This window comes from Exiguobacterium sp. RIT594, assembly GCF_003339585.1.
GTDB lineage: Bacteria > Bacillota > Bacilli > Exiguobacteriales > Exiguobacteriaceae > Exiguobacterium_A.
This window is the reverse complement of sequence record NZ_QPKF01000001.1, coordinates 1,230,300-1,253,077: the sequence shown is the minus strand read 5'-3', so window position 1 is coordinate 1,253,077 and position 22,778 is coordinate 1,230,300. Positions and strand designations below refer to the sequence as shown.

Genomic DNA, 22,778 nt, shown 5'->3' with positions numbered 1-22,778 from the left:
GGTTGGGCTTTCCCTATTGACTTCTTTTGAAATTTTATTTCTATTAAATTAATTTATTTTTGAATTAATATTTCGTTATGGTCAGGATAAAAGGAGCTGTGGAGAGAGGATGAAAATCATGTTAGAGAAATTGGCGACAGAACGCCGCAATCAACGAACGATGGAGCTTGACGATATGACGGTCGAGGATATCCTGACGGTGATGAACGAGGAGGATCAGATGGTCGCAGGTGTGATTCGAAAGGAAATCCCGGTCATCCAGCAAGTCGTCGCGCAAGTCATTCAATCATTTCAATCAGGTGGACGGCTGATTTATATCGGAGCCGGCACGAGCGGGCGCCTCGGTGTGCTCGACGCGGCAGAATGTGTCCCGACGTTTGGTGTCTCACCAAAGATGGTCGTCGGACTGATTGCCGGGGGCGAACGGGCTTTGATCAAAGCCGTCGAAGGGGCGGAAGACAGCAAAACACTGGCCGTCGAAGATTTACAGGCCCTTCAGCTGACGCCGAATGATACCGTCATCGGCATCGCGGCAAGCGGCCGGACCCCTTACGTCATTGGCGGTCTCGATTACGCCCGTGAAATCGGTGCGGCGACAGCAGCGTTGTCCTGCAATAAACAAGCCATTATCAGCCAGCACGCCGATCTCCGAATTGAAGTAGAGACAGGTCCGGAAGTCTTGACCGGCTCGACCCGGCTCAAAGCCGGAACGGCACAAAAGCTTGTCCTGAACATGATTTCCACGGCAGCGATGATCGGCGTCGGGAAAGTCTATCAAAACCTGATGGTCGACGTTCAGTCGACGAATGAAAAACTTGAAGTCCGGGCCAAACGGATGATCGTGGAAGCGACAGGGGTCGATCTTGAGACGGCCGCGCGTTATTTCACATCAGCGAATGGTCACGTCAAAACGGCGATCGTCATGATTTTAGCGGACGTTTCGTATCCTGAGGCGGTCGAACGATTACAACGTGCGCACGGATTCGTCCGTGACGCGCTTTAAGGGGGGGATTCAGATGAAGAAGGAAGAAGTGTTGGCGGAAGGAATACTGGAACATGTCGGCGGAAAAGAGAATCTGCGGCAACTGGCCCACTGCATGACCCGTGTCCGGTTGGCGCTGAAGGATCCGACAAAGGCAGATATCCAAGCACTCAAACAACTGGACGGCGTCATGGGTGTCATCGATGACGAGACACTGCAAATCGTCGTCGGACCGGGGACCGTCAACCGGGTCGCCGATCACTTGAGCCGGAAAACGGGGCTTGCCATCGGGGAAGAGTCGGTCGATGAGAACCTGACGTTTGAAGAGCGGGCTGCCATCGAACGGCAAAAAGTGAAGGACAAACAAAAATCACCGTTCAAACGCTTTTTACGCCGCTTAGGTAATATCTTCATCCCGCTCATTCCGGGACTGGTTGCGTCGGGAATCATCAACGGAGCGGCAAACTTTGCGAAAAATGCCGGGGTTGATGCGACAGAAACGTGGATGCAGATTCTGTTATTGATTGGGAGTACCGTCTTCGCCTACTTAGCGATTCTCGTCGGTTGGAATACGGCGAAGGAATTCGGCGGCACGCCGGTCCTCGGGGCGATTGCCGGGGGAATTCTGTTTAATCCGTTGCTTGTCGACATCGTTATTTACGGCGAACCGCTCGTCGTCGGACGGGGTGGCTTGTTTGGGGTTATCTTTGCCGCCTGGTTGATGACGTATCTCGAAAAACATATCCGCCGGTTCATGCCGGTCTCGATTGATATCATCTTTACACCGCTCTTGACGGTCCTGATTGTCGGTTTCACGGCGCTGTATGCCATCATGCCGGTCGCCGGCGTTTTATCAGACGGTATCATGAAAGCGATCAACGTGATTCTCGAAGTCGGTGGTCCGCTTGCCGGTGCCGTCCTCGCCGGATTCTTCCTGCCGCTCGTCATGGTCGGTCTCCATCACGGATTGACACCGATTCATCTGGAACTGCTGAACACGGTCGGCAATACGGCTCTGCTGCCGATTCTTGCGATGGCGGGAGCCGGACAAGTCGGTGCCGCACTGGCGATTTTCGTCAAGACACGCAATCAACGGTTGCGCAACATCATCAAGGGAGCGATTCCGGTCGGGTTCCTCGGTATCGGTGAACCGTTGCTGTACGGGGTTACGTTACCACTTGGTCGTCCGTTCCTGACCGCTTGTATGGGAGCCGCAGTCGGTGGTGCCTTCCAGGCGACGATGAAAACGGCGGCGCTTGGCGTCGGTGTGTCCGGGCTGTCGTTGACACCGTTGATCGATAACGGGATGTACCTGACGTATATCGGCGGTCTCGTCATCTCGTACGTTTTCGGTTTCCTGTTTACATTCTGGTTTGGATTCAAGGAAGAAATGGCGGACGGAATTTAATAATTTCCGATCAAAGGGGTGGCTCATATTTGAGTCATCTCTTTTGATCTTTATAAATTAACTTTCCTAACAATAATGTAAGAAAGTGTCGTTTTGTAGGCAATTCGTTGTATAACTAGAGTTCAATTTATTAATCAGCAGATGGACTGAAATCAGTATAAAATAAGGAGATTTTTAGCCTATGAAGAAAACTGTAATGAAAATTGATAAAATCGAACTGAAGTTCAAAAAAAGAAATAGTCAAATCCAATCGATTGAAGAATTCTCTAAGGAGTTTGATAATGGCTTTTATTTCGTTGAGCATCCAGATGTAATCACTGGAACAAGAGTTGTCATGCATGTCACTTCTAATTTTAAAAACGATACGTTCAGTTTTGATTTCAACAGAAAAGACATAGAGTGGGGACATTATTGGGTCGATAAATTAGTCCAGAAATGGACAATCATCTGGGAATGGTTTTATCAGACTGATCTTGTTACGAATAAAAGTTACATATTGGGTGAAGAAGATATAAAAAAAAGATTTGGTGAACAGAGTCAAGAATATCGTGAATTATCATCATTCAATTCTATTCCTATTAATTTAGTTTTTGAGGAAACAAGTGATTCGGAAATAAATTACAACAATATGGACTGGGTATTGGATTTTGACGAAAGAAATTCATTTGAGAGGATGAAAACTGAAAAAATTTATTACGATAATGACTTAAAAGTGTGGATTGATTTAGAGTACTCGTTACCTGCAATTAAACAAATCATCAGAGTAGTAGACTTTCATGGTTAAATTGTTACGAGTAATATATGTTTCCTCATTATTAGAAGCATAAATCTTTTTTTATCAGGTGATTTTGGAGGTTTTAGCATGAATAGTAGTATCTTCGAGGACATTACAATCTTTGTACAAGAATCGGAACAGCAGCCAATTCCGTTAGAGGACTACGTGGAAAAGTACAGTATTCGACTAGACGATTTTGTGGACGATGAAACAAGAGTGGGTGAGTTTATCGTGAATTTTAAATTTAGTACAGGCATGGTCACTTGGACTGTTGATTTTCATGAACGAGAAGAAGGAACTCAATGTGACTATATTCTATACATTATCTTTAAATGGGTGGCGATTTGGGAATGGTATTCACAACGATTTTTGAAGACTCAGGTACCGTTTCGAGTGTATGCGACCATCACTGATATGGTCAAAGGAAAAATAAGACCGCAAGCAGAAATGGAAGAGAGACTGGAGGAACTAGCAGATTATACGGAAGAGGGACGTTTATTTTATTTTGGGACAGGTCCTTTTGATGACTTCAAGGAGGCGGAGCAGCAAATAGACCTGTATTTAGAATACGACGAAATCAATTCAAAAGAAAAAATACGTCAAGAGGGATTGTACTTTGATTCGGAGAGTAAAAGATGGATCGATATTCGAACTTCGCTCCCGATGATAGAAAAATCGATGCGAAGGTTGTTGGCGTTTCTATAAAAATATCCAATAGGCATACGATTTGAAGTGAGAAAAAAGTGGTTCTTCTCGATCAAGAGAAAAACCACTTTTGTCTTCAAGTGAAGTGTATCCCCTAAACGAGGACAGACTTGAACCGCTCATTGAATCTTCGTGTCGACGGTCTTGTCCTGTAGTATACGTTCAAGGACCAAGACATAGACCAAGGCAACAAGAAAGCCCGCTGTCCCTGGCAGAACAGCAATGATTGAGTCAGTCAAGTATGCTGCGGGAATCAGGTAAGTCAACAGAGACTTCACGCCATTCAACACGAGAAGGGCTGTCAGCAGGATCAAGGTCACAGTCCGTTTTTACAGATTCCTAAAGAACTGACGATCCGTTTGTTTAACCTGTGTCATGCCGAATCAAGCGAACATACAGATGACCTCCATTGGTTTCTAAATAGGTGAAGATCAGTCAGCGAAAAACTGGTTGATCTTGGTTTCAGACTTTAGATGACGCTGAATCAATTTTGTGACTGCTTGTTCCTGTTCGATTGTGCTCAGTTGCGTGTTGTACCAGCCGTCCAGTTTATCGCGGGTCACAGTGAAAGTATAATCCGGGAAGGTGAATGTAATCCGGTCCACGTTATCGACGAGAACAAACAGGTAGGTCGCGTTGAACAGGACCGTTTCTTTGATTTCCTGTTCGACTTGTTCCGTCTCGATGTCCTTGTAAGTCAAATGGATGCCATACGGTGTTTGTTTCGTTTCGAGGGCAATCTGATGCAACTCTTGATGGTGTGCCAGTTCTTTGACGATATTCGCGACGGCGCTGTTGTCACCGACATAAGAATGTTTATGTTGGAACAGGTCCGTCTTTGAATCGGCATGCTGACTGTAGCCGTTCCAGATCAATACCAGACAGGCAATCGACAGGAACGGAATCAAAATTCGTTTCATACAATCTCTCCTTTATGGATCTCGTACTAATGGTATCATAATTCATGAAGTATATCCTAAAAAATTCTTATATTGGAATTTTAGTAACAATTTATGGTTTTTAAACACTACGCTGACAAGAAGGAGTGGAACAGATGAAAGGACTTGCCGTTTATTTAAGTGAACCACTGACAGATGAGGCGAAAGACAGCATCCGACAGATGCGGACGATTGGTTTTACCTCAATCTTTACCTCGTTACATATTCCGGAAGACGATCCGTCGCTCTATACCGAACGGTTGCGGAATTTAGGGGAATTGGCGCGACAGCTTAAGATGGAACTCGTCGCCGATATCGCCCCGACTTCCCTTGCTGCGCTCGGTAAGACATGGGACGATGCCGGAACGTTGACCGAGTGGGGCGTGACCGGCCTACGGGTCGACTACGGCGTGACACCGAAGCAGGTCGCGGATTTATCAAAACAGATGATGGTGGCCTTAAACGCCAGTACGCTGACGGCAGAAGAACTTGACGCGATGAAAGCGGAGGGGCTGGTGCTTGAGCACGTCGAGGCATGGCATAACTTTTATCCACGACCGGAAACGGGACTTGACCGGAACTGGTTCAACGATAAAAATGCGTGGCTTCACGGGCAAGGAATCCGTGTCCAAGCTTTTATCCCGGGAGACGGGCCATTACGAGGTCCGTTGCATGTCACATTACCGACGCTCGAAGACCACCGGGGACAGGCACCATTTGCCTGCTACCTCGAGTTAGAATCGTCCGTCGACCGGATTTTGATTGGCGATCCCGGCATTTCGGAAAGAACGAGGCACCAGTTCGCTACGTATCAGGAGGGGGTGATTGTCCTCCGGGCAACCGGTACCGGTGATGATCCGCTTTTAAAGAGTATCCAGACGAACCGGATGGATCCGGCCCGCGATGTCATCCGCTCGGTTGAGTCACGCGCTTACGGCCGGCCGGGCAACGGATTACTTGAACCCGCAACTCTGTCAGACCGGCCGGTTGGATCGATTACGATCGATAATCTGCGTTACGGACGGTATGCCGGGGAATTACAAATCACCAAACGGGATCTTACGGCCGACGAACGGGTCAACGTCATCGGACGCGTGATTGAAGTGGACCGGCCGTTGGTGCAACAGATTGGTCCCGGCGGACGGTTTCAGCTGGAGTGGATGGAAGCGGAATGAAAAAGATCATGCTAATAGGTTCCGGTGGATCAGGCAAGTCGACGTTAGCCCGGCAACTTGGTCAACGACTGGGTATCCGTGTTCATCATCTCGACAGTTTATTGTGGCGGGCAGACTGGCAGGCAGTGCCGCGCGCGGAACAACAACAGATTCAAACGGATTTGATCAGCCGGGACGACTGGATCATTGACGGGAACTACGGCGGGACGATGGATCTCCGGTTGAACGCAGCGGATACGATCATCTTTCTTGATCTGCCGCGAATGACCTGCGTCTACCGGATTCTGAAACGGTCGATCCGCTACCGGCACAAGTCACGACCGGATATGGCAGCCGGTTGTCCGGAAAAAATTGATGTTGCCTTTTTGAAGTGGGTGTGGCGTTATCGGGATGAACAGCGGCCAGGCATTCGAGCGAGACTCGCTCAAGTCGAAGCGACGAAGACAATTATCGTGTTAAAGTCACGGAAAGAAGTCCGGCGATTCATCGAAAATATCGCCTGATCGAAGAATGGACAAAGCAAACGACTCCTGATGATGAGGGAGTCGTTTTTTAATCAATCTTTTCAGATGTTAGTGTGTTGTTCGTTGACGGCCAGGGAGTTCGTCCAGTATTCCTGAATCACCTGCAGTACGAATGCCGGATCATCCCAGTGCATGATATGGGACGTCGACGGAACAGACACGACGGTTCCGCCGGTTTTCTCCTGCCACACGGCAATCGCTTCTTGCCGGAACGGCTCATCTGAGACCGGTAACGTCGCGCGGAGTAACACCAGGTTGTCACCCGGGACGTCGTCGAGGAAATCGAGAATCTCGTCCTGGTACATTGCCGTCAGAATCGCACGCGCCGTCTTCGCCCGGGCATGCCAGTAGTACCGACCGTCCTGCATCCGGACAAAATCCTTACCGGCCAGATCAAGGAGCGGCGACCGGCGCATCTTGGGTCCGTAGACGGCAACGTCCCGGAATTCTTCCCACGTCGAAACAGACTCTTCGAAATCCGTATCGTAAAACGCAGATTCCTGTTCGAGTGGTGTCCCGCGTAACCGTTTGCTCTGATATCCGCCGTCGATCAAGATTGAGCCGAGGACCCGGTCTGGCTGTTCTTTTTGATAAAAGAGGGCGATGAAGCTGCCCCAAGAGTGCGAGAGGAAATAAAAGTCCTGAATATCGATTTGGTCAAAAAGCTGATTCAGCCAATTGGAAAAGCGGGCAAACTGATAGTCGCGTTCGTCCGGGAACGGCTCCGTTTTTCCGTGACCCGGCGCATCAATTGAGACAATCCGGTACGTCTGTTGTAAGGCGTCCGCCAGTTCGATGAAGCTGAGGCTTGTTCCGCCGAGACCATGCAGGCAGAAAATGACCGGTTGGTCCGGTTCACCCCACTCGGTAATCTGTGTTGAAATACCGCCGCATTCCAGTGTATAACGTTTCATCTGTCTGCCTCCGTTTCTAAATAGGTATGTACTTACTTTTTAACCAGTATTATACATCAATTACTGTATACTGAAACTAGCAAATGGATTGGAATGAGATGGAGGAGATGGACGATGAAAATTACAGTAGCGACACTTTGGACGAATGAGTTAAAACCGATGCAGGACTTTTACATGAAGATACTTGGTTTTCCACTCATCGAAGAGACGAAAACGATGTTTGCGGTGCAGATCGGAACGAGTCAGCTTCGCTTCGAACTCGATACGACACAGCAACCGAAGCAGTACCACTTTGCGTTTAACGTTCCGGGAGATGCCTTCCAATTGGCGAAGAACTGGTTGCAACAACGTGTCCCATTATTGATCGAGGACGGCGAAGACGAAATCTTTTTTGAAAACATCAATGCCCATTCCGTTTATTTTTATGATCCGGATGAAAACGTCGTCGAATTGATTGCCCGGCATGACGTCAATCCGGCTAAATCACTTGAGACGTTTACGGTGGACGACATTCTCGATATCGGTGAGATGAACGTCACGACACCGGATGTCGCTGGTGTCGGAACAAAATTCGCCGAGCTCGGTGTCTTTCACCGGTATCATCAACCGATTAACGTCGACTTCCTGAATTTCCTCGGAGCACCGGAAGGCGGGACACATCTGTTGCTTGGGCGAGAAGACCGGACATGGTTGTTCTCACCGAAACCGGCCGTCACCAGTCCGCTCGTGCTTGAACTTGACGGCAAGCTCCATGTGCGACTGGATGCAGAAGGTGTCCTGCACCACGAAAAATAAACCCGTCCTGAGACGGGTTAAAAGGTTAAGCGACAAGTTGTAAAATCCCGAACGTCGTCAAGACGACATAGGAGACGGAAACAAAAATCAAGACGGGCTGAAACAACGCCTCTTTGGCTTGACGCGTGATCCCTTCGACGAAACAGCTGAGGAGGAAGACAAAAATCACCAGGCCGATGTACATCAGGACAATCGTCAGGATGCTTTGGAGGATCCCGAACGTGACGAGCGAAAAAACAGTGAAGAACAGATAGCCGAATGCTGCCAGGAGAACGAGACCAAGCAAGATACCAAGCGCCGGATGAAGCCTGTTGACGCGTGCCGTCCAGTTTGGGAATCGTGGACTGAGCAGGCTCCACGCCGTATGTAACGATAAACAGACCGAGATGAACAACATCAGGAAAAAGAGTGTCTGTAACAGGGGTGACAGTTGATCGGTCCAAGCTGGAACGATTAAAAAGACGACCGGAAAACAGAGGCTCAAAAGATGTTTCTTCAAGTGAATCACTTCTTTCGTAAGAGTAGGAACTTGTATTAACAATATCTTCCTTATTCGTACCGTATCATACGTGAAGACAGGAGGGAAGGAGCACGGATGACACACTTTTGGAAAGTGAACGGCAAGTGGCGGATTGGACGTTTAATTTTGATTTCGATGGTGCTCATATTGGTTTCATGTTTTTTGTATACCTTTCATCAGAAAATCCTGCGGCAGTTGTACTTGGAAGACAGATTAGAACAACAGTATGGGCTAGAAAAAGACGAGTATCAGATGCAAAGTCATTTCTCGAAGTACGGTTACGGCTACGAGATTACGTTCCACGATGAAGCCCGGACGTCGTATGCGTTTAATGTTAAAGAAAAAAATGGGGAGTATACGGCCTTTTACGTAGGTTATGCCTTCAAGGAACTACGTTATGACGATAATGACTTTCGTGCACCTGAACATATGGAGTTTGAACAGTTTACGGACGAACCGTAAGTAATCAAAAGCTAAAAACTTGGATAAAAAAACACTCATTCGATGATTGAGTGTTTTGGCGATTATTGAGTAGACAAACGATTCGATAAGTTTTTCTCGTTCAAGAAATTAATAAGAATGGTATTTTCTAATTAAAGTTCAGTATCTTCATTTGTATAAAAAGGTTTCTCTTCATAATTCGTAACACGATAGTTTCCAATCTGTTGATATTGATTTTTTGAAGGAACGGAATTATTCTTTTCGGTTATAAACGCGGGTGTCAACGCATCCGTTATAATTCGAATAAGGTGACTAGAATCGGGAGCTTCTTCTACAGCTGCTAAAACGAGTGAATTTCTGAAGAACGATGCATTCTTGGAAATTAACTCTGCATTAAATGAAAATCCTTGACTATCAGCAAATGATTTCATGTAGATTGAAACGGTTCGTGTATTACCTTCTCTAAATGGGTGTACTCTCCAAACATCAGTAATGAATTTTGAGAAATGATCATTTAGATGAGGATTGCTCGAACTCCAATCTATATCCTTCATCCACTGATAAATGGTATCTAAATCATGATCAATTTCGGATGCTTTACTATAGCTTATAGTCAATCCATTTAATACAGGCTCGTTCTTATAAATATCAATACTACGGAATTTTCCTGCCCATTCGTATAAATCGTTAAACAGAAAACGATGTACAATTTGCAAGGAGTCAGGCATAAAAAAATTAACCTGCTCTAATATAGAGTGTCGATCTAATATAGCGGCAATGATAATTTGAGCTTCTACCTGAATTAACTCTTGTTCATCTCTAATATCTAATTTATTTATTAAAACAGTTGAATTTTTATAAACATACGGATCCATTTCATTAATACTCGACTTTAGTATATTGCTTTAAAATAGCTTGTTTTAATTGTGTCGAATTGATTAGACCGTGCTCATATTGAGATAGCAGTTTTTTTGTGAAATCACTAGGTTGACCACCGTCAATGGCTGCCATTCCGATGGCGAAACGAATCTCTTTTTTTCGTTCGTTTTGCGTAAGATTTTTCATTTAACTCAACCTCTTCCTGGAAAATATATATACTCATTATAACACGGCTACTTATAAAGAAATATAAAATCAGGAGGAAACACCATGTGGAAAAACTACGAATGGCTTAACCAGCCGACTAATATCGACATGCACGAACAATTGAAATTCACGACAGAGGGCGATACCGACTTTTGGCGCAATACGTATTATCAATTTAACCGGATGACTGGTCATGGCTTACTTAAACCGATCCCGGCACCGTCTTTCTCCTGCCGAATCGAAGTGAAGCTGCATCCGCGACTGACGTACGACCAGGCGGGGATCCTTCTCTATTTAAACGAAGACAACTGGCTAAAAGTTTCAGCGGAATTCATTCCGGATGGAAAATCACATCTCGGAGCCGTCGTCACATCATTCGGTTACTCTGACTGGTCATCGCGTGATATCGACAACACGGTCTTTGATCAGCCATTGACGTTTGAGCTCGTCTTCAAAAACCAGGACGTCGAGCTGTACTTCGTCGACGGTGAGACGAAGGAGCAGTTACGGATTGCCCACCTGCATGCGGAAGGGGACTGGAAAGTCGGTCCATATGCCTGCAGTCCGAATCTCGAAGGGCAAGGGTGTGACGTCGAAATACTGGCGTTTGATTGTCGCGAAGTATAAATAAAATCAGATTACTTAAGCACTCATATCATCTTATGAGTGCTTTATTTGTAAAGGGAGAGGAAATGGAATGGGCATGATCTTCAGTAGCTTTTTAGTATGCTTCCTATCTTACGGCATTGTCGGTCGATTCATGTATGTCATCCATCAATTATATCGTCCAATGGATTGCTTCATTTGTTGGTATGAAACGATGATCCGGCAACTGATCCGTGGACGAATCGTCTTTGAGCGAACAGGACGGAGCAACTATCTTCTGTTTGCGGGTTATCTTTTAATTATTCTGTATGCGACTGCTCTTTTGTTAGAGAATCTGCACAGAGGTGGTGGCGTTTCGCTGAAAGGAATTGCCTTAATCGTTCTGGCACTTATTTTTCTTCTCACAATCAGTCCTTTGATTGTAAAAGATGAATCTTCAAACGAGGAAAATCAGGTTGGTCCAAATCGAGACAAAAAAACGTTTTGGAACTTTTTAAAAAGTCGTTTCTGTTTCTTCGTCGATCAGGTCTTGTTTTTCGTTCTCATGCCATTCATATTCAGCACGTGTGTCTTGACTACCATGATACCGTTCCTCCAGTGGAATGAATTGTGGTTGACTGGTGGTTTAGTCGGTTGGTTCTTCTTTTTATCCTTGTCGTCGCATACAACTCTGTTTGAATGGTGTTACTATCGTACAGACTTTAAAAATCGGTTTTCAATTGAAACTAGAAATAGGCAGATTGCTCAAAAAAAGGCATGTTTTCATATTATTCTACTAGTCGGTAGTGTATTGAATTTCTCGCTGGCGATAGAGGGATTAGCTGACATAAGTAAGTGGATTGGTGGACTCATTTCGTTTTACTATATGCCTGGGTGGTTTTTCGAATTTGTTGAAACGTCATATATGCAATACAAAAATAATTCGACCTCATCGTAAAACACAGCAAAATCAACACTTTCACCGATTATCCATTGACAATTCTTAGTACCGACTCTTACAATTGAAAATGATTATCAATACGAATGGGAGTCCTGTCCACTATGAACGTTTCACGCCGTAAGAAATCCATCATTCAAGCTGTTTCCATCCTCTCGATTACGACACTGTTGTTCGGTTGTTCAAACCCGAACGAAGGTGCTGACAATAAGAAAAATAAAGATACGTTAACGATGGCCTGGCCGCGTGACATCGGCGAGATGAATCCGCATGTCTACAACCCGTCGCAACTGTTCGCCCAGTCGATGGTCTATGAGCCACTCGTCCATTACGCGGAAGGCGGGAAGCTCGAACCGTTCCTCGCGAAATCATGGGATATTTCAAAAGACGGTAAAACGTATACGTTCACGTTACGTGACGATGTGAAGTTCTCGGACGGTTCGACGTTTGACGCGACGATCGTCAAAAAGAACTTTGATGCCGTCCTCAAAAACAAAGCCTTACATAGCTGGCTTGGCTTCATCTCAAAAATCGAAAAAACGGAAGCCGTCGACAAGCAGACGTTCCGGATGACCTTATCGGAAGCGTACTATCCGACGATTCAGGAACTGGCGGTCGTCCGTCCGGTCCGCTTCCTCGGCGAAGCGGGCTTCCCGAAAAATGGCGACACGTCAAAAGGCGTCGAACAAGAAGTCGGAACCGGTCCGTGGGTGCTCGACGAGTACAAGGCGGATCAATATGCGACATTTAAGGTCAACAAAAACTACTGGGGACCGAAGCCGAAAGTGAAGAAAATCAAGGTCGACATCATTCCGGATGCCGAAAGCCGCGTACTCGCTTTTGAAAAAGGCGACATCGATTTGATTTTCGGCGAAGGAGCGATCAGTGTTGACGCCTATAATCAACTGAAAGTAACGAAATCCTATAAGACGACGATGTCGGAGCCGGTCGCGACACGTCTGTTGATCATGAACACGAAGAAAAAACAGCTGGCAGACGAACGCGTCCGTCAAGCCCTGCAATACGGTTTTGATAAAAAGACACTCGTTGAAGGTATCACATCCGGTCTTGAAGCACCTGCTGACTTCATCCTGCCGCCGAACCTGCCGTATACATCAAAACTGAACGTTGAAAAACGGGACTTTGATGTTGAAAAGGCTAAAACGCTCCTCGACGAAGCCGGCTGGAAAATACCGGACGGGAAAAAGGTTCGCGAAAAAGACGGTCAACCGTTACAGATCGAGATGATGTACGATGCAGCGGAACTTGTCCAAAAAGCAATGGCGGAGACGTTACAATCGGAGTGGGCGAATATCGGCGTCGATCTGAAGATCGTCGGTGTCGAGCTGCCGGACCAGGTCCAGCGTTTTAAAGATAATAAGTTCGACATCAACATGTACAGTAATTTCGGCGCACCGTATGATCCACACACGTTCGTCAACATCATCGGGACCGACGGATTCGGCTTCAAAGAAGCGATTTCCGCTTATCCGAACAAGACGGAATTGTTGCAGGACATGAAGGACGTCTTGAAGACGACCGACGAGACGAAACGTCAAGCGATGTATGCCGAAATCCTGCCGTCGCTGCAAGATCAAGGTGCACTCGTCCCGATCTCATATTTGAAGAAGATGGCGATTTATCAAAACGGTGTCACGAACTTCAAGTTTGCCGCAAACCGTGATGAAAGTCCGTTCGCCCAAATCGGCATTAAATAAGGGAGGTGAACGGAATGAGCGTCTATATTCTCAAACGGGTCGGATCGGTCATTCCGATCCTGCTCCTCGCGATTTTACTGCTGACGGCAATGATTCATTTGTCACCGGTTGATCCGGCGGAAGCCTATCTGTCTGCCGCCCATATCCAACCGACCGAAGAAGTGCTCGCCCAGAAACGGGCCGAGTTCGGGCTCGATCAGTCGTTTTTGACCCAGTACGTGACGACCGTCGTCCGGCTGGCCAGCTTTGATTTTGGGACATCGTACGTTTCCGGGAAACCGGTCCTCGACGAAGTGTTGCTTCGTCTGCCGGCGACCGTCCAGTTGGCGCTGTCGAGTCTGTTGTTAGCGATTTTCGTCAGTATCCCGCTCGGCTTTCTCGCCGGGATTCGCAAAAACGGCTTTTTTGATCATCTCAGCCGGGGGATTGCCTTCATCGGTGCGTCGATTCCGTCATTTTGGCTCGGCTATCTGCTGATTTTCTTTTTTGCTGTCCAGCTTGATTTGTTACCGGTCGGCGGCATCGGTAGTCCGAGTCACGTCATCTTGCCGGCGATCACGCTTGCGTTACCGTTGATTGCCCTTTACACACGGTTGCTCCGGACGAGCGTCATCGAGACGATGCGCGAACCGTACGTCCAGTTTGCTCGGACACGCGGAATCCGTGAAACGGTCATCCTCGGAAAACACGTCTTGCGGGTCGCGATTCCGCCGATGATCACCGGACTCGGGATGAACCTCGGGAAGCTGTTGACGGGAACGATCATCGTCGAGACCGTCTTCTCTTGGCCGGGGTTTGGCCGTTATTTCATCGAAGCGATTTTTGACCGGGACATGCCGATCATTCAAGGGTATGTGTTCCTGGCTGCTTTATTATTTATCGGCAGCAGTCTGCTCGTTGATCTGTTGCAACTGGCAATCGATCCGCGGATTGCCCGGAAAGGAGGGAACAGACGATGAATGTGCCGCTCGGACGACCACGTCTGCTGGACCGCCTGTCGAACCAACGGCTGATTTTGATCGGCTGTTCCATTTTTTTAGGTCTGCTGTTTCTCGCGGCACTGGCCGCACCGTGGCTTGCGCCGCATGATCCGTATCTCGTCAATCTGGCGGTGAAACTGCAGGACCCGTCCTGGACGTATCCGCTCGGGACCGACCACCTCGGACGCTGTACGTTATCGCGTCTGTTATACGGCGCCCGGGTATCGCTCGGATTTGCCGTCCTGATTTTTGCGTCGTCGCTGTTGATCGGTTTGTTGATCGGTACACTGGCCGGCTACATCGGCGGCTGGGTCGACCAGCTGCTGATGCGGTTTTGTGACGGTGTGATGGCGTTCCCGAGTCTGATTCTCGTCCTCGGTCTCGTCGGAATTTTCGGACCGGGACTGAAACAGGTCATCATCGCCCTGATGCTTGTCCAGTGGGTTTACTATGCCCGGATGTTCCGAGGTCTTGTCATGACGCTGAAGGAAAAGAACTTCATCGCTGCGGCACGCGTCAACGGCTCCTCGCACTGGAAAATCTTCCGGATGCATCTGTTGCCGAACATCCTGCCGCCGTTGCTTGTCATCGGCACGCTCGAGATGGGCTGGGCGATCATGGATATCTCGGCGATGTCGTTCCTCGGTCTGGGTGTCCAGTCGCCGGGAGCGGAATGGGGCGCCATGATTCACGAAGGTAAATCGTATATCCGGACGAATCCGGAACTGATGATTTACCCGGGTCTGCTGATCATGCTCGTCATTGCGAGCTTTAACCTGCTCGGTGAATCGTTATCGGAACGGTTCGGTGTGAACAAACAATCGAAATGAAAGGAGGCACCCGGATGAAACCTGTATTATCCGTCGAACACCTGACAATTGAGACGATTGCGGCCGGCCAGCCGCTCGTTCAAAATATCTCGTTTCAGCTGGCGGCCGGACAAATCACCGGACTGGTCGGTGAGAGCGGATGCGGGAAGACCGTGACGAGTCTCGCTCTGTTGCGGCTGCTCGATGAAAAGGTCATCCGTCAATCGGGACGAATTCTGCTCGATGCGACCGATTTGATGACATTGTCCGACCGGACGCTTCGTCGTGTCCGCGGCGGTCAAATCGCCTTCATCATGCAAAATCCGATGAGTGCCTTCACGCCGGTCTTCACGATCGGTCATCAATTGGTGGAAACGATCCGGACACACGACCGGTGCAGTAAACGCGAAGCGAAGGAGCGGGCGATTGAAGCGCTGCTTGAAGTCAATCTTGAACAGCCGGACCGGATTTTAAAAGCCTATCCGTTCGAACTGAGCGGCGGGATGTTACAACGGGTCATGATTGCGCTTGCGGTTTGTCTGCGTCCGCATGTCCTGATTGCCGACGAACCGACGACGGCGCTTGACGTCTACAATCAAAAGCTGGTGCTGTATTATCTCGAGAAAGTCCGGGCGACATACGACACGGCGATTCTGTTGATATCGCACGACTTGAGCGTCATCGCTGAAATGGCCGATTACGTTCTCGTCATGCGGGACGGGGAAATCGTCGAACAGGCCGATGTCTTTGATTTGTTCGACCGGCCACAACATCCGTATACACGCCGGTTGCTAGAACAGCACGGTCTTCAGGCGGGAGGAATGAACGCATGAGTCTTCTGCAGATCAAACACGTCTCGCACCGGTACGGCAATCAACGGTTTTTGTCGCGGCAGCCGGAGCAGACCGTCTTACAGGACGTCTCGCTGACACTTGAAGCCGGGACGTGCCTCGGTCTACTTGGCCGGAGCGGCGCCGGTAAAAGTACGCTCGGACGGATTCTGCTCGGACTTGAGCGGCCGAAAGAGGGACAGGTGCTGTTTGAAGGACAGGATATCTATCAGAATCTGTCATCGCGGCAGGACATCCAGGTCGTCTTTCAGGATTCATTTGCTGCCGTTAATCCGAAGCTGACAGCCGGACAAATCATTGCCGAGCCGTTGACGAACTTCCTGCGTTTGACGCCGGATGCACTCGAGGAACGGCTCATCACCTTGCTGGAACAGGTTGGACTGGCTGAAGCAGATTTGACGAAATATCCGCATCAGTTCAGTGGCGGACAGTTGCAACGGATCTGTATCGCCCGCGCGATTGCGACGAATCCGAAGTTGATTATCCTCGATGAAGCCGTCAGCAGTCTCGACATGGTCAACAAGGCGATGATTCTCGATTTGTTACGGGAGTTAAAAGCGACGCTCGGTCTCGCCTATGTCTTCATCACACACGATGTCCAGGCGGCGCAGACGCTGAGCGACCGGTTCGTAATTTTGGATCACGGTCAGCTGGTCGGTGATTATCCGACGCTCGAGTCATTTACGGAAGCGACGGATCGACATGTCGAAGCAATCCGACAAGCGGTGCTTGCGACACATCCACGGTACCGGACGATTCGGAAATAGAACCTCTTTACATCGGTAAGGAGGTTTTTTTGTATCCTTTTTAATTATAAGGTAAATAATGGATGGATGTGGTATCGTTAAAAAAATGGAGAAGGAGCGACGAGGATGAATAAACATTATCTGTTGGGTACGCTTGCGGTAGCGGTCGGGATTGTCATGCTGTTTGTCATTAAAATCTTTGAGAGATACATGTATTTAACATTGGAGGCTTCGCATGAGCCTAGTTTGACTTATTATCCGATGGCCTTTTTTGTAATGGCTGCTTTATTTTATATCGCCGGCTGGTGGAAACAGGATTTAAAAAAGCAACAGGAAACTGTTGGTCAACCGGTTAAATCTTCTTGAGCATCAACCATTCAGTCCAAACGGATTGAGTGGTTTTTCTTTTATCCTGATTGTAAAGGAAACTGGACACAAAGATTCGATTTACCTATTATTGGAAGCAAGAGGTGACTGGGATGAAAAACAGACTGAAAGTGTTACGGGAAGCCCGTCAATGGTCGCAAGGCAAACTCGCTAAAGCACTGAGTGTATCAAGGCAGACGGTTATCTCCATCGAAAAAAAACGCTATAATCCGTCGCTTGAGCTGGCGTTTTCAATCGCTACGCTGTTTGATTGCCCGATTCGAAAGAAAAAGGAGACGATGCCTGATGAAACATATGCCGATGATTAATCGTTTACTGTTCGCTATTCTACTTGTCTACGGTACCTACCTGACTCTTGTTGATGGACCGAGCCCGCACAGTATCATCCTCATCCTCGTCGGAATCAGTCAATTGGCGATCGATTTGGTCTTCCCGGCGGCTGAGACACATGACGAACGGCAAGAAGCGATTAAGATGAAAAGCGGTCAGATGTCATATGCGTTGAGTATCGTGTATATGTTTGCGGTAGTCGTGCTCGTGCAGTGGGGAATCATCGAAGATGTTCTAACGGCTTTGTTGTGTGTGTTGTTCATTCAGGTCATGACGTTCCCGGTGACGCTGTTTATGTACAGTCGACGAAGCTGAAGGTAAAACAAAAAAAGAACAGGTCGCGTCGACCTGTTCTTCAATAGTACTCGGATAACTGTTCTCGTGATTCCTCCGTCAGGTAGCCGAGCGATAAAAAGCTTTTGACGAAGCGGGACGGACCGACGCTCGAGTCAGGGTCGACGTTCCATGTCGCGTCCTCTACTTGTTCTAAAACTTCGATATCTGCCGCCTGCATCTTGACGAAATCGAAGTCAAGCGCAACGGTATCCGTCTCGTCCTGCGGCTGCTCACTCGGAGGATCGAATTCGAATTGTAAGTAATCTCCGCCTGTATCCTTGACGGACAGTCCGCCGCGGGCGACGATGGCCGGTAAAAAGCGGCGGTGTGTAAAATGTCGAAGAATCATCAGAACGACTCCTTCCGGATTAAAAATGATTACTTTGCATCTTATGGAGCAGACGGTCAAACGACTCATGGTCATCCATCGTAAACTGTTTGAAGTACTGTTCATGAATGACTTCGACGAGCGGTGTTGACTCTTCGACGATTGTTTCACCGGACGGTGTCAGGACCAATCGTTTTTCCCGGTCAATCCGCTTCCGGGTAATGAGATGCTGCTCAAATAATTTTTTTAAAGTTTGGGAGATGGCACCGCTCGACAGCTCAAGTGTCGTTTCGAGTGATTTCTGTGTCGCACTCTGTTCGCGGTACAGTGTATCGAGCATATCAAATTGTGCCTTTGACAAGCCCCAGTCTTTTAAGACGGCATTGACTTCCTTCATATAGCGGTGATGCAGTTTTTGGATGGCCTGCCAATGACGGTAGGATGGAGTAGACAGGTGTGAAGTCATCAGATCCCTCTTTTCTGTCACCGTGTAAACGGTAAAATAATGAGAAACGCTGTTTTCAAATCAAGCGGTTTCATATATACAAATTAACACAAAATCGGTTGATCTCCTATCACTTGCGCCTGACGAAAAAGCCTCCTTCGTTTGACCCGACAACCGGGTGGACGAAGGAGGCTTTTTTAGTTGGCACGCGATGCTGTTTTTGGTGTCGGGGCATGCCGTCCCCAAACCAAATAGAAAATCGGTCCAAGATAATTAACGAGAAAAATCAGGATGCCCCAAAGCCATTTGGGACCGCGTGTCTTCGGACGTTTCCATAAGTCGCGATACGCCATGACCATTAAAAAGAATCCAAGCAGGTGGACGATATTGTTGAACCACTTTCGGTTGATTAAATCCAAACCGGTTACCTCCTGAGCCATGATTAGCTGACGAACAGTCGGTCATGAAAATTTTTCAAAATCAACCGATCCTGTTCAATCGTAAAGCCGTAACGGGTAAAGCATTCGGCAGAGACGCGTCCACCGTAAGAAATGGCGGTAAAGTCTCCACTGACGCGGTAATGGGTATATTTATGTTGAATATCATGAATTAACGATTCGAGCAGTAAACCGCGTTCGCCAAGTCCTTCTTCGCGGACATGGATGTCGAGCAAGCTGAACTCGGCAAATTTACTTGAGCCATGTAGTCGTGTCGACAGATGTTGAATCGTCATATGCGACCGTTTCGATAAAACGGTTTTGTTGGTGCGGCGATTTTCCAATAACGTCACGTAATAACTGAACAGCGGTGCATGGATGTTACGTGTTACTTGAACGACCTGCTGTTGATTATTGTAAGCCAGTCCGACGATCTGCTCGTTCGGATGCTGTTGAATGTCGATGGAGCGTTCAGTACAGACGGTTTGCCAGTTTGGCTCCGGAATCCATGATAATTCAGGCGTCCGGGGGGATCTAAAGAATTTCACGGGCGAAGTAAATCCTCCTTTAAACGAATAGATGGTTTAAATATACACTTTTTGTCAATTGGATAACAGGGTGTTTTAACAAAAACATACAAATGTAAAGAATTTTTGTTGTATTTGCAACAAAAAATAATATAATAAGTTCATAGCATGTTATGAGTGAACATAAAAAGGAGGCGCCATGGGAGAACTATTACGTGAAATTGGAATGATTGCACGGGCACTCGATTCCATCAGTAATGTTGAATTCAAAGAGCTGGAACTGACAAAAGGACAATACATTTATCTTGTCCGGATTTGTGAAAATCCAGGAATCATTCAAGAAAAACTGGCGGAACTGATTCTCGTGGACCGGACGACAGCCGCCCGATCGATTCAAAAATTAGAAAAAGCCGGATTCATCGAAAAACGACCAGATGTCGTGAACAAAAAAATCAAAAAACTGTATGCAACTGCAAAAGGGCAGGCAACGTGTCCGGTGATTCTGCAGGAACACGCTTATTCGAAAGGGGTTGCTTTAGCTGGTTTAAGTGAACAAGAACAAGCCCAATTACTGGAGTTGACGGAGCGCGTCCGTGAAAATATCGAGCGGGAATGGGACTTTGTCAAAAAAGGTGGAACTCGACATTATCTGAAGGAGTGAACAGGATGAAAGAAACAATTGAGTTTGTCCGCTGTGACGTCAAGGATGTCAGAACATTACAAGCGGTTAGCATAGAAACTTTTTCGGAGACGTTTGGTTCCCAAAATGATCCGCAGCATCTAGAGGATTATCTCAACCAATCCTATAATCTCGAAAAATTGACACGTGAGCTTGAACATCCGAATTCGTTTTTCTTTTTCATCAAAAGTAATGAGGAAATTGCCGGTTATTTAAAGCTGAATGTCGGAGACGCTCAAACGGAGCTGATGAAAGGAAAAACCTTGGAACTTGAACGAATTTACATTCGTTCGGCGTACCAGGGAACAGGTCTTGGAAAGCAGTTGCTGGAGAAAACATTCGAGGTTGCTCAAGCACAGGGGATGGAGCAAGTCTGGTTAGGAGTGTGGGAAGAAAATCACCGGGCATTACGCTTTTATCAACGTTTCGGCTTCGTCCAGACAGGGGCACACTCGTTCTTTATGGGAGAAGATGAACAAGTTGATTTGATCCTGACGAAAACACTGTAAAATGAAACGAACTCCTATCAGTCAAAAATAGCAAGCTCTCAAAAACACCTCCCGGAGATCGCATCGGGAGGTGTTTTTGCAAAACAGAACGACTATTTTCAGTAATAGCTTTTTACCAGGGCATGATCCCTTGAGCATTGAGGATTTTTCCGTTGTAATTCGTTTCCTCAAGTGCATAGCGGACGATGACGGCTGCTCCTTCGGCCGTCGTCTTGCCTCCCGGTGCATTGCCGTTCAGATCCGTACTCGTGAATCCGGGCGTTACACCGAAAATCTCCGGTCCGTTGTCTTGAAACTGTTTGCCGAGTGACAGCGTGATGGCGTTAAGGGCGGTTTTTGAAGAATTATAACCCAACACGTTAAGCGGATGAATCCGTCCTTCATCAAACGAAGTCTGAGACGACATATCCGTCGTGACATTGATGATCTTGCCGTTCCCGACCAGAGGATAAAATGTTTGTGTCACTTGGAACGTCCCGAAATAGTTGACGTCAAAGATTTGGCGCAAGACGTTGACGTCGACCGTAATCGGGGGTTGTCCGAAATCAAGGGCGATGCCTGCATTGTTGATTAACAGATCCAACCGGTCCGTCACGGCAAGAATCTGTTGTTTTGCGTGTTCAATCGATGCCGGATCCGTCACGTCGAGTTGAACGAAAGTGACTTTGTCCGAGGCAAGGGAGGCGACGGCCGCTTGACCGTTCGCTGCATCGCGTGCTGCTAAAAAGACATGATAGTCCTGCTCTGCCAATTGACGGACGATTTCAAGACCGATTCCTTTGTTGGCACCGGTGACGAGCGCATACTGTGTGGACATATTAAAAACTCCTTTTTGTGCGGGATTTTATTTTTTGATGTGCGCGACGAGCTGGAAAGCACTTTCTGTGACTTGTTCCGGGGACAGGAACCGGACGCCCTGTTCGATGAAGGACGGCAGGAACTGCATCCCGGTCAGATTCGCCATCGCCTGGAAGGGACGTGTCAGTTCGCTCATGCTGTAGCGGTTATGTCCACCGGCTTGATAGGCTTCCGCCGGACCTCCTGTCGAGATGGCAAGCATAAACTCTTTCCCATTCAACTTCGTCCCGCCAGGACCGTATGCCCAGCCGAACGAAAGCACTTCATCCTGCCATTTTTTTAAAAGTGATGGACTGCTGTACCAGTAGAACGGAAACTGGAAGACGATCCGGTCGTGTGCCAGCAGCAACGCCTGTTCTTTTTCGACGTCAATCACTTCATCCGGATAGCTGACGTAGAGATCATGCACTGTTCCCTCTACCTCTTTCGCCAATTGTTCCCGCCATGCCTTGTTGACGATGGAAGTTTCAAGATTCGGGTGGGCGACGATGATTAATGTGTTTTTCATGTTCAGGCTCCTTATAAGTGGATTTCGTTTGTATATGCAAATGAAAGGTCAAAAAAAAGAACTAGAGTTCTTTTTCTAATGTATTACTCGCTTCATGTAACGTCTTACTTAAGTCTTTGCTGAACTCTTTGCCGAGAATATCCGAGTAGGCCTGGAAAAATTCCTTTAACGAAAGCCGGAATCGGCGATAAATCTCTTCACCTTCAGGCGTCAGGGAAATCAGTGATTGTTTTCCATCCATTTCACGAAGGACAAGACCTTTTTTCTCGAGTTTATCGATGAATCGGGTACTCGTCGACGGCGCAATCGATAATTCCTGGCACAACTCTTTTTGTGTAATCCGCGGACGGAACTTAACAATCATGATTAGATAGAGATAGGAGGGAGCCAAGTCATCAAGGTCAAACGACTTCTCTGCCATCTTCGTGATATTTCGCGCGAAGCGACTGGCTGTGAAGTAAAGACAGTGGATTAAAACCTCTTCTTCTTCGGAACGCATCGAAAATCATCTCCTTTCATTTGCA

General features: G+C 47.5%; 32 protein-coding genes. 20 read left to right on the top strand and 12 right to left on the bottom strand.

The annotated features are described in order from the left end of the window. The first annotated feature begins 109 nt into the window (after positions 1-109). The 4 genes from murQ to DVG79_RS06475 all read left to right on the top strand — a co-directional run bounded on the left by murQ (position 110) and on the right by DVG79_RS06475 (position 3,870). Positions 110-1,003 (top strand): N-acetylmuramic acid 6-phosphate etherase, encoded by an 894-nt coding sequence (gene murQ, locus DVG79_RS06490; RefSeq protein ID WP_255412932.1) that lies wholly within the window; start codon positions 110-112, stop codon positions 1,001-1,003. Between the two features lie 13 nt (positions 1,004-1,016). Continuing rightward, on the top strand, positions 1,017-2,390 hold the full coding sequence (locus DVG79_RS06485) for a PTS transporter subunit EIIC (RefSeq protein ID WP_114595994.1): 1,374 nt from the start codon (positions 1,017-1,019) through the stop codon (positions 2,388-2,390). A 181-nt stretch (positions 2,391-2,571) separates the two neighbouring features. Continuing rightward, the gene (locus DVG79_RS06480) at positions 2,572-3,174 is read left to right on the top strand and encodes a hypothetical protein (RefSeq protein ID WP_114595993.1); all 603 of its coding nucleotides are present in this window, start codon (positions 2,572-2,574) and stop codon (positions 3,172-3,174) included. Between the two features lie 78 nt (positions 3,175-3,252). Then, positions 3,253-3,870 (top strand): hypothetical protein, encoded by a 618-nt coding sequence (locus DVG79_RS06475; RefSeq protein WP_114595992.1) that lies wholly within the window; start codon positions 3,253-3,255, stop codon positions 3,868-3,870. Between the two features lie 431 nt (positions 3,871-4,301). On the opposite strand, the gene DVG79_RS06465 is transcribed toward DVG79_RS06475, so the two are convergent. Next, positions 4,302-4,790: a DUF4825 domain-containing protein gene (locus tag DVG79_RS06465; protein WP_114595990.1), complete on the bottom strand. Its 489-nt coding sequence runs from the start codon at positions 4,788-4,790 to the stop codon at positions 4,302-4,304. Positions 4,791-4,924: 134 nt separating this feature from the next. Between DVG79_RS06465 and DVG79_RS06460 the strand changes: the two genes are divergently transcribed. Both DVG79_RS06460 and DVG79_RS06455 read left to right on the top strand, forming a co-directional pair. Beyond that, positions 4,925-5,983 carry a DUF871 domain-containing protein gene (locus tag DVG79_RS06460; RefSeq protein WP_114595989.1) on the top strand — a complete coding sequence of 353 codons (1,059 nt, stop codon included), beginning with the start codon at positions 4,925-4,927 and terminating at the stop codon, positions 5,981-5,983. Further along, positions 5,980-6,486: a DNA topology modulation protein gene (locus tag DVG79_RS06455; RefSeq protein ID WP_114595988.1), complete on the top strand. Its 507-nt coding sequence runs from the start codon at positions 5,980-5,982 to the stop codon at positions 6,484-6,486. Before DVG79_RS06460 ends, DVG79_RS06455 begins: the two co-directional genes overlap by 4 nt. A 62-nt stretch (positions 6,487-6,548) precedes the next feature. Here the strand turns inward: DVG79_RS06455 and DVG79_RS06450 are convergent, their stop codons facing one another. Continuing rightward, the gene (locus DVG79_RS06450) at positions 6,549-7,421 is read right to left on the bottom strand and encodes an alpha/beta fold hydrolase (protein ID WP_114595987.1); all 873 of its coding nucleotides are present in this window, start codon (positions 7,419-7,421) and stop codon (positions 6,549-6,551) included. A gap of 114 nt (positions 7,422-7,535) precedes the next feature. Between DVG79_RS06450 and DVG79_RS06445 the strand changes: the two genes are divergently transcribed. Beyond that, positions 7,536-8,216: a VOC family protein gene (locus tag DVG79_RS06445; RefSeq protein WP_114595986.1), complete on the top strand. Its 681-nt coding sequence runs from the start codon at positions 7,536-7,538 to the stop codon at positions 8,214-8,216. Between the two features lie 25 nt (positions 8,217-8,241). On the opposite strand, the gene DVG79_RS06440 is transcribed toward DVG79_RS06445, so the two are convergent. Further along, the gene (locus DVG79_RS06440) at positions 8,242-8,724 is read right to left on the bottom strand and encodes a hypothetical protein (RefSeq protein ID WP_233494580.1); all 483 of its coding nucleotides are present in this window, start codon (positions 8,722-8,724) and stop codon (positions 8,242-8,244) included. A gap of 87 nt (positions 8,725-8,811) precedes the next feature. Here DVG79_RS06440 and DVG79_RS06435 point away from each other — a divergent pair, with 87 nt between their 5' ends. Next, complete coding sequence (locus tag DVG79_RS06435) at positions 8,812-9,198, top strand: hypothetical protein (RefSeq protein ID WP_114595985.1); 387 nt, start codon at positions 8,812-8,814, stop codon at positions 9,196-9,198. Positions 9,199-9,329: 131 nt separating this feature from the next. Here the strand turns inward: DVG79_RS06435 and DVG79_RS06430 are convergent, their stop codons facing one another. Together DVG79_RS06430 and DVG79_RS06425 are read right to left on the bottom strand one after the other, a co-directional pair. Next, positions 9,330-10,052, bottom strand: a complete 723-nt coding sequence (locus tag DVG79_RS06430) for a Fic/DOC family protein (RefSeq protein WP_114595984.1) — start codon at positions 10,050-10,052, stop codon at positions 9,330-9,332. Positions 10,053-10,056: 4 nt separating this feature from the next. Next, positions 10,057-10,242 (bottom strand): antitoxin VbhA family protein, encoded by a 186-nt coding sequence (locus DVG79_RS06425; RefSeq protein ID WP_114595983.1) that lies wholly within the window; start codon positions 10,240-10,242, stop codon positions 10,057-10,059. 84 nt (positions 10,243-10,326) lie between these two features. On the opposite strand from DVG79_RS06425, the gene DVG79_RS06420 reads away from it, so the two are divergent. The 10 genes from DVG79_RS06420 to DVG79_RS06375 all read left to right on the top strand — a co-directional run bounded on the left by DVG79_RS06420 (position 10,327) and on the right by DVG79_RS06375 (position 17,942). Continuing rightward, positions 10,327-10,890, top strand: a complete 564-nt coding sequence (locus DVG79_RS06420; RefSeq protein WP_114595982.1) for a DUF1349 domain-containing protein — start codon at positions 10,327-10,329, stop codon at positions 10,888-10,890. 70 nt (positions 10,891-10,960) lie between these two features. Continuing rightward, positions 10,961-11,806 carry a hypothetical protein gene (locus DVG79_RS06415; RefSeq protein ID WP_114595981.1) on the top strand — a complete coding sequence of 282 codons (846 nt, stop codon included), beginning with the start codon at positions 10,961-10,963 and terminating at the stop codon, positions 11,804-11,806. A 104-nt stretch (positions 11,807-11,910) separates the two neighbouring features. Further along, the gene (gene nikA / locus DVG79_RS06410) at positions 11,911-13,524 is read left to right on the top strand and encodes a nickel ABC transporter substrate-binding protein (RefSeq protein WP_114595980.1); all 1,614 of its coding nucleotides are present in this window, start codon (positions 11,911-11,913) and stop codon (positions 13,522-13,524) included. Positions 13,525-13,538: 14 nt separating this feature from the next. Next, positions 13,539-14,483 (top strand): ABC transporter permease, encoded by a 945-nt coding sequence (locus tag DVG79_RS06405; protein WP_114595979.1) that lies wholly within the window; start codon positions 13,539-13,541, stop codon positions 14,481-14,483. Then, positions 14,480-15,334 carry a nickel ABC transporter permease subunit NikC gene (gene nikC, locus DVG79_RS06400; protein WP_114595978.1) on the top strand — a complete coding sequence of 285 codons (855 nt, stop codon included), beginning with the start codon at positions 14,480-14,482 and terminating at the stop codon, positions 15,332-15,334. Before DVG79_RS06405 ends, nikC begins: the two co-directional genes overlap by 4 nt. Before the next feature lie 14 nt (positions 15,335-15,348). Continuing rightward, positions 15,349-16,146: an ABC transporter ATP-binding protein gene (locus DVG79_RS06395; protein WP_114595977.1), complete on the top strand. Its 798-nt coding sequence runs from the start codon at positions 15,349-15,351 to the stop codon at positions 16,144-16,146. Continuing rightward, the gene (locus DVG79_RS06390; RefSeq protein WP_114595976.1) at positions 16,143-16,931 is read left to right on the top strand and encodes an ATP-binding cassette domain-containing protein; all 789 of its coding nucleotides are present in this window, start codon (positions 16,143-16,145) and stop codon (positions 16,929-16,931) included. Before DVG79_RS06395 ends, DVG79_RS06390 begins: the two co-directional genes overlap by 4 nt. Before the next feature lie 105 nt (positions 16,932-17,036). Next, the gene (locus tag DVG79_RS06385; protein WP_114595975.1) at positions 17,037-17,276 is read left to right on the top strand and encodes a hypothetical protein; all 240 of its coding nucleotides are present in this window, start codon (positions 17,037-17,039) and stop codon (positions 17,274-17,276) included. Positions 17,277-17,389: 113 nt separating this feature from the next. Beyond that, positions 17,390-17,605, top strand: a complete 216-nt coding sequence (locus tag DVG79_RS06380) for a helix-turn-helix transcriptional regulator (RefSeq protein WP_114595974.1) — start codon at positions 17,390-17,392, stop codon at positions 17,603-17,605. Next, complete coding sequence (locus DVG79_RS06375; protein WP_114595973.1) at positions 17,583-17,942, top strand: hypothetical protein; 360 nt, start codon at positions 17,583-17,585, stop codon at positions 17,940-17,942. The genes DVG79_RS06380 and DVG79_RS06375 overlap by 23 nt, the downstream gene beginning before the upstream one ends. Positions 17,943-17,982: 40 nt before the next feature. Here the strand turns inward: DVG79_RS06375 and DVG79_RS06370 are convergent, their stop codons facing one another. The 4 genes from DVG79_RS06370 to DVG79_RS06355 all read right to left on the bottom strand — a co-directional run bounded on the left by DVG79_RS06370 (position 17,983) and on the right by DVG79_RS06355 (position 19,721). Next, entirely contained in the window at positions 17,983-18,312 is a 330-nt protein-coding gene (locus tag DVG79_RS06370; protein WP_114595972.1) for a hypothetical protein, read from the bottom strand. Between the two features lie 19 nt (positions 18,313-18,331). Beyond that, entirely contained in the window at positions 18,332-18,757 is a 426-nt protein-coding gene (locus DVG79_RS06365) for a MarR family winged helix-turn-helix transcriptional regulator (RefSeq protein WP_114595971.1), read from the bottom strand. A gap of 176 nt (positions 18,758-18,933) precedes the next feature. Continuing rightward, positions 18,934-19,155, bottom strand: a complete 222-nt coding sequence (locus tag DVG79_RS06360; RefSeq protein ID WP_233494541.1) for a PLD nuclease N-terminal domain-containing protein — start codon at positions 19,153-19,155, stop codon at positions 18,934-18,936. Between the two features lie 23 nt (positions 19,156-19,178). Then, a complete protein-coding gene (locus DVG79_RS06355; RefSeq protein WP_114595969.1) occupies positions 19,179-19,721 on the bottom strand; it encodes a hypothetical protein in 543 nt (180 codons plus the stop codon). A gap of 178 nt (positions 19,722-19,899) precedes the next feature. Here DVG79_RS06355 and DVG79_RS06350 point away from each other — a divergent pair, with 178 nt between their 5' ends. After that, positions 19,900-20,361: a MarR family winged helix-turn-helix transcriptional regulator gene (locus DVG79_RS06350; protein WP_114595968.1), complete on the top strand. Its 462-nt coding sequence runs from the start codon at positions 19,900-19,902 to the stop codon at positions 20,359-20,361. A gap of 5 nt (positions 20,362-20,366) precedes the next feature. Next, complete coding sequence (locus DVG79_RS06345) at positions 20,367-20,888, top strand: GNAT family N-acetyltransferase (RefSeq protein WP_114595967.1); 522 nt, start codon at positions 20,367-20,369, stop codon at positions 20,886-20,888. A gap of 112 nt (positions 20,889-21,000) precedes the next feature. Here the strand turns inward: DVG79_RS06345 and DVG79_RS06340 are convergent, their stop codons facing one another. From DVG79_RS06340 to DVG79_RS06330, 3 genes are all read right to left on the bottom strand, one after another. Continuing rightward, a complete protein-coding gene (locus DVG79_RS06340; protein WP_114595966.1) occupies positions 21,001-21,705 on the bottom strand; it encodes an SDR family NAD(P)-dependent oxidoreductase in 705 nt (234 codons plus the stop codon). Between the two features lie 27 nt (positions 21,706-21,732). Further along, complete coding sequence (locus DVG79_RS06335) at positions 21,733-22,254, bottom strand: NAD(P)H-dependent oxidoreductase (RefSeq protein WP_114595965.1); 522 nt, start codon at positions 22,252-22,254, stop codon at positions 21,733-21,735. 61 nt (positions 22,255-22,315) lie between these two features. Next, positions 22,316-22,753 carry a MarR family winged helix-turn-helix transcriptional regulator gene (locus DVG79_RS06330; RefSeq protein ID WP_012370253.1) on the bottom strand — a complete coding sequence of 146 codons (438 nt, stop codon included), beginning with the start codon at positions 22,751-22,753 and terminating at the stop codon, positions 22,316-22,318. Positions 22,754-22,778: the final 25 nt, after the last annotated feature.